General features: G+C 61.4%; 11 protein-coding genes. All 11 read left to right on the top strand.

Going from position 1 to position 12,531, the window contains the following annotated elements:
* The first annotated feature begins 50 nt into the window (after positions 1-50).
* Entirely contained in the window at positions 51-1,595 is a 1,545-nt protein-coding gene (gene murJ, locus FB481_RS15135; RefSeq protein ID WP_093505446.1) for a murein biosynthesis integral membrane protein MurJ, read from the top strand.
* A gap of 107 nt (positions 1,596-1,702) precedes the next feature.
* Positions 1,703-2,653: a bifunctional riboflavin kinase/FAD synthetase gene (gene ribF, locus FB481_RS15130; RefSeq protein WP_093505444.1), complete on the top strand. Its 951-nt coding sequence runs from the start codon at positions 1,703-1,705 to the stop codon at positions 2,651-2,653.
* Positions 2,650-5,484: an isoleucine--tRNA ligase gene (gene ileS, locus FB481_RS15125; RefSeq protein ID WP_147176934.1), complete on the top strand. Its 2,835-nt coding sequence runs from the start codon at positions 2,650-2,652 to the stop codon at positions 5,482-5,484. Before ribF ends, ileS begins: the two co-directional genes overlap by 4 nt.
* A gap of 30 nt (positions 5,485-5,514) precedes the next feature.
* A complete protein-coding gene (gene lspA / locus FB481_RS15120; RefSeq protein WP_093505440.1) occupies positions 5,515-6,021 on the top strand; it encodes a signal peptidase II in 507 nt (168 codons plus the stop codon).
* Positions 6,014-6,451: a peptidylprolyl isomerase gene (locus tag FB481_RS15115; RefSeq protein WP_093505438.1), complete on the top strand. Its 438-nt coding sequence runs from the start codon at positions 6,014-6,016 to the stop codon at positions 6,449-6,451. The genes lspA and FB481_RS15115 overlap by 8 nt, the downstream gene beginning before the upstream one ends.
* Positions 6,452-6,562: 111 nt before the next feature.
* Positions 6,563-7,507 (top strand): 4-hydroxy-3-methylbut-2-enyl diphosphate reductase, encoded by a 945-nt coding sequence (ispH, locus tag FB481_RS15110; RefSeq protein WP_147176933.1) that lies wholly within the window; start codon positions 6,563-6,565, stop codon positions 7,505-7,507.
* A gap of 1,297 nt (positions 7,508-8,804) precedes the next feature.
* Complete coding sequence (locus FB481_RS15105) at positions 8,805-9,680, top strand: sigma 54-interacting transcriptional regulator (protein ID WP_256662756.1); 876 nt, start codon at positions 8,805-8,807, stop codon at positions 9,678-9,680.
* A 40-nt stretch (positions 9,681-9,720) separates the two neighbouring features.
* Entirely contained in the window at positions 9,721-10,617 is an 897-nt protein-coding gene (locus tag FB481_RS15100) for a sigma 54-interacting transcriptional regulator (RefSeq protein ID WP_075931585.1), read from the top strand.
* 124 nt (positions 10,618-10,741) lie between these two features.
* Positions 10,742-11,050 (top strand): hypothetical protein, encoded by a 309-nt coding sequence (locus FB481_RS15095; protein ID WP_093505432.1) that lies wholly within the window; start codon positions 10,742-10,744, stop codon positions 11,048-11,050.
* Between the two features lie 46 nt (positions 11,051-11,096).
* Entirely contained in the window at positions 11,097-12,053 is a 957-nt protein-coding gene (locus tag FB481_RS15090; protein ID WP_147176930.1) for a DNA-binding protein, read from the top strand.
* Between the two features lie 91 nt (positions 12,054-12,144).
* Complete coding sequence (gene sctI / locus FB481_RS15085; protein ID WP_147176929.1) at positions 12,145-12,519, top strand: type III secretion system inner rod subunit SctI; 375 nt, start codon at positions 12,145-12,147, stop codon at positions 12,517-12,519.
* Positions 12,520-12,531 lie beyond the last annotated feature (12 nt).

The following is a 12,531-nucleotide window of genomic DNA, read 5'->3' as shown; positions in this document are numbered from 1 at the left end:
TGCGCGCGCCGAATTCGATCCCGTAATTGCCGATTGAGCATCCCTGCCGAATGAATCTTCTCAAGTCGCTGGCCGCCGTCAGTTCCATCACCATGTTGTCGCGGGTTCTGGGTTTCGTGCGCGACACCATCATGGCCCGGATCTTCGGTGCGGGGATCGCCTCGGATGCCTTCGTGGTGGCCTTCAAGCTGCCCAACCTGCTGCGCCGCATTTTCGCCGAGGGCGCCTTTTCCCAGGCATTCGTACCGATTCTGGCGGAGTACAAGACGCAGAAGGGTGAAGAAGCAACCCGCACCTTCGTGGCTTATGTCGCCGGTCAGTTGACGCTGATTCTCGCCCTGGTGACCCTGCTCGGCGTGCTGGCCGCGCCCTGGATCGTCTGGGCCTCGGCACCCGGTTTCAGCGACAACCCCGAGCGCTTCGAGCTGACCAGCGATCTGCTGCGGGTGACCTTTCCTTATATTCTGCTGATCTCCCTGTCGTCGTTCGCCAGCGCGCTGCTCAATACCTGGAACCGTTTCGCCGTGCCGGCTTTCGTGCCGACCCTGCTGAACGTCAGCATGATCATTTTCGCGCTGTTCCTGACCCCGTATTTCGACCCGCCGATAATGGCCATGGGCTGGGCCGTGCTGGTCGGCGGCCTGTTGCAGCTGCTCTATCAACTGCCTCACCTGCGCAAGATCGGCCTCTTGGTGTTGCCGCGCCTGAATCTTCGCGACAGTGGCGTGTGGCGCGTGCTGCGGCAGATGGGCCCGGCGATCCTCGGTGTGTCGGTGGCGCAGATCTCGCTGATCATCAACACCATCTTCGCCTCCTTTCTGGTCGCCGGTTCCGTGTCGTGGATGTACTACGCCGACCGCCTGATGGAGCTGCCGTCCGGGGTGCTAGGCGTCGCTCTGGGTACCATTCTGCTGCCTTCGCTGGCCAAGACCCACGCCGCCGAGGACCCGGCCGCCTACTCGAAACTGCTCGATTGGGGCCTGCGCCTGTGCATCCTGCTGGCGCTGCCCTGCGCCCTGGCGCTGGCGCTGCTGTCCGAGCCGCTAGTGGTGTCGCTGTTCCAGTACGGCAACTTCACCGCCACCGACGCCGAGATGACTCAGCGTGCTCTGCTGGCGTACTCGCTGGGCCTGTTGGGCATGCTGCTGGTCAAGGTGCTGGCGCCGGCCTTCTATGCGCGCCAGGACATTCGCACGCCGGTGCGCATCGCCATGTTCACCCTGCTGATGACCCAGGTGATGAATGTGCTGTTCATCTTCGTCATCCCCCTGGCCCATGCTGGCCTGGCGCTGTCCATTGGCCTGGCGGCCTGCATCAACGCCGGCCTGCTGTTCTGGAAGCTACGCGCCCGCGGCTTCTACCAGCCGCAACCGGGCTGGGCGATGTTCGCCAGCAAGCTGCTGGCGGCGGTGCTGGTGATGGTCGTGGTGCTGGTCGGCATGCTCTGGCTGATGCCGGACTGGAGCGAGGGCAGCATGCTGGCCCGCCTGCTGCGCCTTGCTGCGCTGGTCGCAGCCGGTGCGCTGAGCTATTTCGCTGTGCTGGGTATCCTGGGGTTCCGTCTGCGCGACTTCTCCCGCCGTTCGATTGCCTGATGGGCAGTACGGCGCTGACTGGCAGCGCCAAATGAGCGCGGCGTATCCGCTACCCGGCGCCGGCCGCTGTGCGTATAATTGGCCACTTTGTGAGCAAGAAGCGCGTTATGCAGCTGGTTCGAGGCCTTCATAATCTGCGGCCCCAGCATCGGGGCTGTGTCGCCACCATCGGTAATTTCGACGGCGTTCACCGTGGCCACCAGGCGATTCTGGCGCGTTTGCGTGAGCGCGCGTCAGAGCTGGGCGTGCCGAGCTGCGTGGTGCTGTTCGAGCCGCAGCCGCGTGAATACTTCGATCCCGAAGGCGCTCCGGCACGTCTGAGCCGGCTGCGCGACAAGCTCGCCTTGCTGGCCGCCGAAGGTGTTGATCGGGTGCTGTGCCTGACCTTCAACCCGCGCCTGCGTGAGCTCAGCGCTGCGGAGTTCGTGCAGCGTGCGCTGATTGATGGGCTCGGTGTATTGCACTTGGAAGTAGGCGACGATTTCCGCTTCGGCTGCGACCGCGCCGGTGACTTTGCTTTTCTGGCCGAGGCCGCGCAGCGTGAAGGCTTCACTGTCGAAGCGGCCAAGACCGTGGAGATCGATGGGCAACGGGTAAGCAGCACGCGAGTGCGCGAGGCCCTGGCCAGCGGCGATTTCATCGTCGCCGAACGCATGCTCGGCCGGCCCTTTCGCATCGTCGGGCGGGTGCTGCACGGCCAGAAGCTCGGTCGTCAGCTCAATGCGCCGACCGCCAACGTGCAGCTCAAGCGCAAACGTGTACCGCTGACCGGGGTGTACCTGGTCAGTGTCGAGATAGACGGCCAGCCATGGCCGGGCGTTGCCAATATCGGTGTGCGCCCCAGCGTGGCCGGTGACGGGAGCGCCCACCTCGAGGTGCACCTGCTGGATTTTGCCGGTGACCTGTATGGCCGGCGTTTGACGGTGGCTTTCCACCACAAGCTGCGCGATGAGCAGCGTTTCGCCTCGCTCGAGGCATTGAAGACGGCCATTGCGGCCGACATTGCCGCTGCCCGCGACCACTGGCAGCGCCAACCGCTGATGAAGAGCCCGACATGACCGATTACAAAGCCACGCTGAACCTGCCCGATACTCCCTTCCCGATGAAGGCTGGCCTGCCGCAACGCGAGCCGCAGACCCTGCAGCGCTGGATTGATATTGGTCTCTACGAAAAGCTGCGCAAGGCCGGCGAAGGCCGCCCGAAATTCCTGCTGCATGACGGCCCGCCCTATGCCAACGGCAGCATTCACATCGGTCACGCGCTGAACAAGATCCTCAAGGACATCATCACCCGTTCCAAGACCCTGGCCGGCTATGACGCGCCGTACGTGCCGGGTTGGGATTGCCACGGCCTGCCGATCGAGCACAAGGTCGAGACCACCTTTGGCAAGAACCAGCCGGCCGACCTGACCCGCGAGCGTTGCCGCACCTATGCGGCCGAGCAGGTCGAGGAGCAGAAGGCCAACTTCATCCGCCTCGGTGTGCTGGGTGACTGGAACAACCCGTACCTGACGATGAACTTCGCCAACGAGGCCGGCGAGATCCGCGCCCTGGCGGAAATGGTCAAGAACGGCTTCGTGTTCAAGGGCCTTAAGCCGGTCAACTTCTGCTTCGACTGCGGTTCGGCGCTGGCCGAGGCCGAGGTCGAGTACCAGGACAAGAAATCCGAAGCCATCGACGTGGCTTTCCCGGTCGAAGACGCAGGCAAGCTGGCTGCCGCCTTCGGCCTGGCCAGCCTGAGCAAGCCGACAGCCATCGTCATCTGGACCACCACGCCCTGGACCATCCCGGCCAACCAGGCGCTGAACGTGCACCCGGAATTCACCTACGCGCTGGTGGACGTGGGCGACCGCCTGCTGCTGCTCGCCGAGGAAATGGTCGAGAGCTGCCTGCAGCGCTTCGGCCTCGAAGGCCAGGTGGTCGCCACCGCCCAGGGCTCGGCACTGGAGCTGATCAACTTCCGTCATCCGTTCTATGACCGCCTGTCGCCGCTGTACCTGGCCGAGTACGTCGAGCTGGGCGCCGGTACTGGTGTCGTCCACTCCGCGCCGGCCTATGGCGAGGACGACTTCCAGAGCTGCAAGCGCTACGGCATGAGCAATGACGAAATCCTCAACCCGGTGCAGAGCAACGGTGTGTACGTGGACTCGCTGCCGTTCTTCGGCGGCCAGTTCATCTGGAAAGCCACGCCGGCGATCGTCGCCAAGCTCGAAGAAGTTGGCGCGCTGCTCAAGCACGCCACCATCAGCCACAGCTACATGCACTGCTGGCGTCACAAGACGCCGCTGATCTACCGCGCCACCGCGCAGTGGTTCGTCGGCATGGACAGCAAGCCGAAGGAGGGCGGCACTTTGCGTGAGCGCTCCCTGGCGGCCATCGAAGACACCAAGTTCGTTCCGGCCTGGGGCCAGGCCCGCCTGCACAGCATGATCGCCGGGCGTCCGGACTGGTGCATCTCACGTCAGCGCAACTGGGGCGTGCCGATCCCGTTCTTCACCCACAAGGAGAGCGGCGAGCTGCACCCGCGCACCGTCGAGCTGATGGAAGAAGTCGCCAAGCGCGTCGAGCAAGAGGGCATCGAAGCCTGGTTCAAGCTGGATGCTGCCGAGCTGCTCGGTGCCGAGGCCGACCAGTACGACAAGAGCCGCGACACCCTGGACGTTTGGTTCGATTCCGGTACCACCCACTGGCATGTGCTGCGCGGCTCCCACGCCGAGCTGGCGCACAGCAGCGGCCCGGTTGCCGATCTGTACCTGGAAGGCTCCGACCAGCACCGCGGTTGGTTCCACTCGTCCCTGCTGACCGGCTGCGCCATAGACGGCCACGCGCCGTACAAGGAACTGCTGACCCACGGCTTCACCGTCGACGAGCAGGGCCGCAAGCAGTCCAAGTCCCTCGGCAACGTGGTCGCGCCGCAGAAGGTGATCGACAGCATGGGCGCCGACATCCTGCGCCTGTGGGTGGCTTCCACCGACTACTCCGGCGAGATGGCGGTTTCCGACCAGATCCTGCAGCGCAGCGCCGACGCCTACCGGCGCATCCGCAATACTGCGCGTTTCATGCTGGCCAACCTCAATGGTTTCAACCCGGCTACCGACCTGCTGCCGGTCGAGCAGATGCTCGATCTCGACCGCTGGGCCGTCGACGCCACCGCGCGTCTGCAGGACGAGCTGACCGAAGCCTACGGCGAATACCGCTTCTGGAACGTCTACTCCAAGGTGCACAACTTCTGCGTGCAGGAGCTGGGCGGCTTCTACCTGGACATCATCAAGGACCGCCAGTACACCACCGCGCCGGACAGCGTCGCCCGCCGTTCCTGCCAGAGCGCGCTGTTCCACATCTGCGAAGCGCTGGTGCGCTGGATCGCGCCGATCCTGTCGTTCACCGCCGAGGAAATCTGGCAGTTCCTGCCGGGCGAGCGCGCCGAGTCGGTGATGCTGGCCACCTGGTACGAGAACCTGGCCCGTCTGCCGGAAGGCTTCGAACTGGACAACGCCTATTGGGAGCGCGTCATGGCGGTCAAGGGCGCGGTCAACAAGGAGCTGGAGAACCTGCGCGCGAGCAAGGCCATCGGCGCCAGCCTGCAGGCCGAAGTGACTCTGTTCGGTGACGACGCCCTGCGTGATGACCTGGCCAAGCTCGGCGACGAACTGCGGTTCGCGCTGATCACCTCCGCTGCCGCCACCGCACCGCTGAGCGATGCGCCGGCCGATGCGGTGGTCACCGAAGTCGAAGGCCTGAAGCTGAAGATCGTCAAATCTGCCCACGCCAAGTGCGGTCGTTGCTGGCACCTGCGAGCTGATGTCGGTACTCACGCCGAGCATCCGGAGCTGTGCGGCCGTTGCATCAGCAACATCGAAGGTTCGGGTGAGGTGCGCCACCATGCGTAACGCCCTGGCCCGCTTCGCGGAGATGAATCAATGAGCGCCCGTTTCGGCAAGCTCGGCTGGGTGTGGCTCAGCGTCGTGGTGTTCGTGATCGACCAGGTCACCAAGTTCTGGTTCGACAACAACCTGCAGATGTGGGAACGCATCACCGTGATCCCCAATGTGCTGGACTGGACCCTGGCCTACAACACCGGTGCAGCTTTCAGCTTCCTGGCCGGTGCGTCTGGCTGGCAGCGCTGGCTGTTCACCCTGATCGCCGTAGCGGTCAGCGTGGTACTGGTGGTATGGATGAAACGCCTCAAGGCCGATGAAACCTGGCTGGCCGTCGGCCTGGCCCTGGTGCTCGGTGGTGCGCTGGGCAATCTGGTTGATCGAGTGATCTTCGGCCACGTGGTCGACTTCATTCTGGTGCACTGGCAGAGCAGCTGGTACTTCCCGGCGTTCAACATCGCCGACAGCGCCATCACAGTAGGCGCTGTCCTGCTGGCGCTGGATATGTTCAAGAGCAAGAAGCCCGAAGAAGAGGTGGCACGTGACTGATGTACGTATCGGCCCGGATCGGCAGGTGACCCTGCACTTCGCGCTGAAGCTGGATAACGGCGATGTGGTCGACAGCACTTTCGACAAGCAGCCGGCGACCTTCAAGGTCGGAGATGGCAACCTGCTGCCGGGCTTCGAAGCCGCGCTCTACGGTTTCAAGGCGGGCGACAAGCGCAGCCTGACCGTCGAGCCTGAGCAGGGCTTCGGCCAGCACAACCCGCAGAACGTGCAGGTGATGCCGCGCTCGCAGTTCCAGGACATGGAACTGTCCGAAGGCCTGCTGGTGATCTTCAACGACGCCGCCAACACCGAGCTGCCAGGCGTGGTCAAGGTGTTCGACGACGCCCAGGTGACCATCGACTTCAACCACCCGCTGGCCGGCAAGACGCTGACCTTCGACGTCGAGATCATCGACGTGCAGGCGATCTGACCGGGCGTCAGTCGCAGGCGGACATTACTCGTGAACGCGCTGTCTATCCCCTGAGCCCATCGCGGCTCGTGGGATAGACTCTCCACTCAAGCTTTCCGTGCCGAGCGTGCCATGCAAATCAAACTCGCCAATCCCCGCGGTTTCTGCGCCGGTGTCGACCGCGCCATCGAGATCGTCAACCGCGCCCTTGAGGTGTTCGGCCCGCCGATCTACGTGCGCCACGAAGTGGTGCACAACAAGTTCGTGGTCGAGGACCTGCGCAACCGTGGCGCGGTGTTCGTCGAAGAGCTGGATCAGGTGCCCGATGACGTGATCGTCATCTTCAGCGCCCACGGCGTGTCCCAGGCGGTGCGCAACGAAGCCGCCAACCGCGGCTTGAAGGTGTTCGACGCCACCTGCCCGCTGGTCACCAAGGTGCATCTGGAAGTGGTGCGCTACAGCCGTGACGGCCGCGAGTGCATCCTGATCGGCCACGAAGGCCACCCGGAAGTTGAAGGCACCATGGGCCAGTACGACGCCAGCAATGGCGGCGCCATCTACCTGGTCGAGGACGAGGATGACGTCGCCAAACTGCAGGTGCGCGATCCCGACAACCTGGCCTTCGTCACCCAGACCACCTTGTCGATGGACGACACCAGCAAGGTCATCGACGCCCTGCGCGCGCGCTTCCCGAGCATCGGCGGGCCGCGCAAGGACGACATCTGCTACGCCACCCAGAACCGCCAGGATGCGGTCAAGCAACTGGCCGACGAGTGCGACGTCCTGCTGGTGGTCGGCAGCCCGAACAGCTCCAACTCCAATCGCCTGCGCGAGCTTGCCGAGCGTATGGGCACCCCGGCCTATCTGATCGACGGCGCCGAGGATCTCAAGCGCGAGTGGTTCGACGGCGCCAATGGCATCGGCATCACCGCCGGCGCCTCAGCACCGGAAGTGCTGGTGCGCGGGGTGATCGACAAACTGGGCGAGTGGGGAGCCGGCAACGTTCAGGAGCTGGACGGCCGCCCGGAGAACGTAACCTTCTCCATGCCCAAGGAGCTGCGGCTCAAGGCGGTTTAACACGCCCCTTAATTGCGTTCATAGATCGGGCCCGGCGCACTCGCATGAGGCGCCGCGTCGACACAGTAGATGCCTGCTTGCATATGGCCGCCAGCGAGTTTGAATGACTCGGGCCGCTGCTGTGTCGGTACATGCGTGGCTCATCCAGCGTTTTCTAGCAAGATTCCGCCAGCTTGCGACTCTCGCAGGCAATTTCCCGCCAGCTAGTACCTTTCTTGGGCGGGTGCTGATGCTCTATATAGGGCACTTGGCTTTCTGGCACAGCATCTGCAAAGAGATGACACTCAGCGCCCTTCGTGGCGTACAACTATAATGACAAGCGTGAGGTTCCGTCATGGGAAGCACCAGCACGTGGTCTGTCTCTTTGCCTATAGGCACTGCGCCCCGGCGTATCTGCTCGATCTTGAACGGTATGGCTAGGCAAGCTGGCTGGAAGGCGCCACCTATCTCCACACCATTTCCCTATGAATAAGTGCCCGCCTGACGGCCACTCGCGGCCATAAATCGAATAGCCATTTATAGGTGCTGATCGCGGCGTCGCAATAGACATTGCTCGGAGAGGCGTGCTTGTAAGCATATGTATCAATTTATTTCTGCTGGGGAGGCGCTTTTCATTTGCGAACTTTGGCGATCGAGGAGATATGTACTTTTTTGCTTTGCTATCGCTTGAAACCAAGATGCAACAGTAATTCTCTAAGCTCTAATATGTATTTAATTGATTGAGAGGGAGTGTACGTCTGGCTGCTCAGCAGTTTTGCTAGACGAATTAATAATTATCCGAGTTAAGTATTTTATACTGGCTAATTGATCTCTCGCTGGGAGGCATTGTGTTGTCGACGATAATGCCCGGTCTTCGTCGAAAGCCTCGCGGCAGAGCGCATGGTACTTGCTAATGGGTGTCACGGTAGTTTGGTTGTTTGGGATTGGCTGCATTGAAAGAATGGATTAAAAAGACAAACGGTATGGCATTACGTCGGAGCGGTGTTTTTTTAAACCGCCATTGAACTGATCCTTTTGTGGGTAGTCACTACTTCGGGCAAAAGCGTTCCAAAGGCGGTTATCACTGCAGCTGAGCGTTGCAAGGTTCCCGCCGAGAAAATAATCATAATGTCGATACTGATCGCTCTTCAAAAGTTAGCGGCTGAGAGGCTTATTGTCTGTTCGACATACCTCTCGAGAGCGCGCCACGTATCGGCGGGAACTGTTGAGAGGCTTTTTGATGGTTGAAACAATCTCCAATTGCCAGGGACCATGCAAGTGCCTGAGTGACACTCTGAAACTGGGCGTTTCCCTACCGATGATCAGTCAGAATGTCGATATTCTCGTTTGCGGGGAAACCGGCACGGGGAAAGACATGCTGGCGCAGCTCATTCACAAACATTCTGGGCGGCCTGGTGCCTTTGTAGGGATTAACTGTGCAGCCATCCCGGAGTCGCTCGCCGAAAGTCAGCTGTTCGGTGCTGCCAGTGGTGCCTATACCGGGGCTTTGCGCGCGCGGTCAGGCTATATCGAGGCCTCCGACAAGGGCACCTTGTACCTTGATGAGATCGACAGCATGCCCCTGGCGCTCCAGGCCAAGCTCCTACGTGTGCTGGAAGAGCGCGGCGTGGGTCGGCTCGGCAGTACGGACTTTATTCCCCTTGATCTAAGAGTCATCGCTTCCGCCCAACGACCATTGGCGAAGTTGGTGAAGCAAGGAAGTTTTCGCAGTGATCTGTTCTTTCGTCTCAATGAGGTGACTGTTCGACTTCCGCCGTTGCGCGAGCGACGCGGCGAAATATTGCCATTGTTTGAAAATTTCGCGCGCACGGCGGCAACTCGTCTGAAGCGAGAAGTACCTGTTCTCGAGTCTCCCGTTGCGATGCTGTTACTCGGTCATTCCTGGCCTGGTAATGTTCGTGAACTGCAAGCGGCGGCCAAGCGTTTTGTGATGGGTGTCTCTTTACTGAATTCTGAAGCATTAGCAATGGAACATGTCAGCACTCATGCCGGTTTGAGAGTGCAGATGAAGCGAATTGAAAAAGCACTTATCACCGATGCATTGCACCGCCATGAGGGGCGCCTGGAAGCGGTAGCCAAAGAGCTGAGTGTTCCCAGGCGAACCCTGCATTTTCGTATCAGGGAACTGGCGTGTACTACCGGTGCGCTCAAGGAGCAATCACTTCAGGGTTGACTAGTCGCATAGGTAATATTCCAGTGGTCGGGGATGAAGTATGGAGTCTGCTCTAGATCTGTTGGTGCTCGAGAATGGAATTTCGAGTTTGGACGTATTAGGACAGAGTATTTCCGAATTGGGTATTGATGTGCTGCTGTTGGGTGAAACGGGCACTGGCAAGGATACGGTCGCGCGACATCTACACAAACTTTCAAGGCCCAAGGGGCCCTTCGTCGCGGTGAATTGCGCGGCCATCCCGGAGACCTTGTTCGAGAGCGAACTATTCGGTGTCAATGCCGGGGCTTTCACCGGGGCGGATAGAGACCGCAGCGGGTATTTCGAAGCGGCACACAGGGGCACGCTTTATCTCGACGAGATCGACAGCATGCCCCTCAATCTGCAGGTCAAGCTCCTGAGGGTCTTGGAGAGCCGCCAGGTTGAGCGCTTGGGATCGACTCGGGTCATACCCCTGGATATAGGTGTAGTGGCCTCCGCCCAGCGTTCGCTCGATCTGCTGATGGAGGGGGGGCTGTTTCGCCGCGATCTGTATTACCGGCTTAGTGTGATGAGTCTAAGCCTGCCGCCGCTGCGTCAGCGTCCCGGTCATATCGTGTCGGTTTTCAGGCATTTCGTTGCCACCGCCGAGGTCGAGCTCAACATGCCTGCCCCGGTGATCGACGAGCGGGTCGAAGTGCTGCTGCTCAGCCATGGTTGGCCTGGCAATTACCGCGAGCTCAAATCCGCCGCTCGACGCCACGTACTCGGCATGCCTCTGATCGACGACGACCCGGACGAGTCCTCGGAAACTGGCCTCAAGAACCAGTTGCGGCTGATCGAGAAGACCCTCATCCAGCAGTCGCTCAAGCGCAATGACCACTGCATTGCCGCGGTCACCAGTGAGCTGGATATCCCTCGCCGCACCCTCTACCAGCGGATGAAGGATCTCGATGTGTGAGCCCGCCGACCATTGCCGGGGGCGAGAACGCTCTGCGGATTGTTTGGAACCGATCTTCGGGTCCTTGCCACCCATCCAACGCAACCACCGAGCGTTGCCATCAATCATCGAGAGGATAGAACCAATGGATCCGATTAAAGGCGTGCAGAACGCTTACAACACCACCGCTCAATATCTCGGCCAAACCACGGCGCGTCAGGACAGTGCCAACGGGCTCCGGGATACCTCCACCGACAGTGCCGCCCTCGATGCCATCCGCAGCGAGAACAAGAAAAACGATGCGCATTCTGCCGAGCTGCAGAAGATCCAGGGCGAGGCCAATCGCAACGTGCAAAGCCAGAACGTGGCCTCTTCCATCAATTCGGCGCAGCAGGATGCCTCGAACAAGGCGATCAGTTCCTCGGCGCAGAACGCCAAGGGTATCAGCTACTGATTGATGCCCTCTCCGGCAGAGGGCGCCTGATGAAGGAGGCATTGACATGAACATGGTTATCAACAGACCGGCCGCGGAGCAAAGTAGCCTGGTTGGCTTCACAGACAGGCCGCTGCAGGGAAAGAACGGTGCGCAGGGGCTGGAAGACGTCATCAAGCAACTGGTTCAGGCACTGCTCAAGGCTGGCGGTAACGCCGATTCCGGCCTGGGGCAGATGGTCAAGGACAAGATGTCCGGTGGCAGCGGCGGCGGCAACGGCGCTGGTGGGCTCGGTGGCCAGGCCGGCGGCCTGGGCGGGGGCATCGAGCAACTGCTGACTAAGATCCTGGAGCAGTTGATCTCCGACAAGCTGGGCAAGGATTTCGGTCAGTCGCCAGCCGGCGGCGGTGGTCCTGGCGCAGCGGGTGGCACGGAGGGCGGTGGTGCGCCCGGCATGGGGCAGCAGGGAGGTGGTGATCTGCTCGACCGTGTTCTCAGCGGCCTGGCCAAGTCTTCGCTGGACGGCATGCTCAAGCCTGATGGCGAGGGTAGTAAGTTCGAGCAGAAAGACGCCGGCATGATGATGGAAGTCGCCAAGTTCATGGATGCCAATCCTCAGCAGTTTCCGCCGCCCGATGCGGGGTCCTGGGGCAAGGAGCTGATCGAGGACAAGCACTTCAACAAGAGCGAAGCCGAGTCGTTTCAGTCGGCCATCGACATGATCGGCTCTCAGCTCGATGCCAGGGCATCGGGGCAGCAGGTACCCGGTGGTGCTTCTGCATCAGGCGCAGCGCCCGGTCAGGATTCGCTGGGCGGCTCCGGTGGTCTGGGCAGCCCGGAGGGCAATCCCGGTCAGGCGCAGGGCGACATTCTCAAGGAGCTGACGCAACTGCTGGGTGGTGTGGTGAACGAGTTGCAGAACCTCACCAGCAAGCTCGAGTCGCGCAATGTCGAACAGGGCGCCAGGGATGCGGCCGACGCGATAGTCAATCTGATGCTGCCGGGTGGCAAGCAGCAGGCCTGATGGGCGGCGCCTGGCCCCATGCCACTGGCGTGGGGTCGAGCACCTCGGGTGCGCCGTATTCAATCGATCACCTTTGCTGGAGTTGAGTGGCATGAGCATTTCTGCAATGGACGACCTCAAGAAGGTGGTCAAGAACGGGGGCCTGGAGCTTGAGCAGGGCCTGGTCAACGAGCCGTCGCGAGCCGATATCGAACTGTTCAACTCGCTGATGCGTGGGGCGGCCGTCGAGGAGCCGAGTCAGAGTGGCGCCTTCCTGGCCGAGGCGGTGGGCGGGCGCATGGGCTCGGTGGATCGGCTCTCGGACGATGCCATGCGCAGCATGAAACATGCGGTGATGGACAACGACCCGACCTCGATAGCGAAGATGAGCAGGGCGCTGTCGCAGTACTCGCTGGAAATGGCCATCACCACCAAGGCAATCAGCAAGGGTGGCCAGGCCATCGAAAAGCTGACCAACATGCAGTAGGCCGCACTGTGA

The sequence above is a fragment of the Pseudomonas sp. AG1028 genome, from assembly GCF_007993955.1.
In the GTDB taxonomy this organism is placed as follows: domain Bacteria; phylum Pseudomonadota; class Gammaproteobacteria; order Pseudomonadales; family Pseudomonadaceae; genus Aquipseudomonas; species Aquipseudomonas straminea.
Note: the sequence above shows the minus strand (reverse complement) of the source record. Positions and strands in the feature narration are given on the sequence as shown.

Coding starts and splice junctions, on each gene's coding strand:
- murJ (WP_093505446.1), top strand. CDS start 51: ATGAATCTTCTCAAGTCGCTGGCCGCCGTCAGTTCCATCACCATGTTG.
- ribF (WP_093505444.1), top strand. CDS start 1,703: ATGCAGCTGGTTCGAGGCCTTCATAATCTGCGGCCCCAGCATCGGGGC.
- ileS (WP_147176934.1), top strand. CDS start 2,650: ATGACCGATTACAAAGCCACGCTGAACCTGCCCGATACTCCCTTCCCG.
- lspA (WP_093505440.1), top strand. CDS start 5,515: ATGAGCGCCCGTTTCGGCAAGCTCGGCTGGGTGTGGCTCAGCGTCGTG.
- ispH (WP_147176933.1), top strand. CDS start 6,563: ATGCAAATCAAACTCGCCAATCCCCGCGGTTTCTGCGCCGGTGTCGAC.
- FB481_RS15105 (WP_256662756.1), top strand. CDS start 8,805: ATGATCAGTCAGAATGTCGATATTCTCGTTTGCGGGGAAACCGGCACG.
- FB481_RS15100 (WP_075931585.1), top strand. CDS start 9,721: ATGGAGTCTGCTCTAGATCTGTTGGTGCTCGAGAATGGAATTTCGAGT.
- FB481_RS15095 (WP_093505432.1), top strand. CDS start 10,742: ATGGATCCGATTAAAGGCGTGCAGAACGCTTACAACACCACCGCTCAA.
- FB481_RS15090 (WP_147176930.1), top strand. CDS start 11,097: ATGAACATGGTTATCAACAGACCGGCCGCGGAGCAAAGTAGCCTGGTT.
- sctI (WP_147176929.1), top strand. CDS start 12,145: ATGAGCATTTCTGCAATGGACGACCTCAAGAAGGTGGTCAAGAACGGG.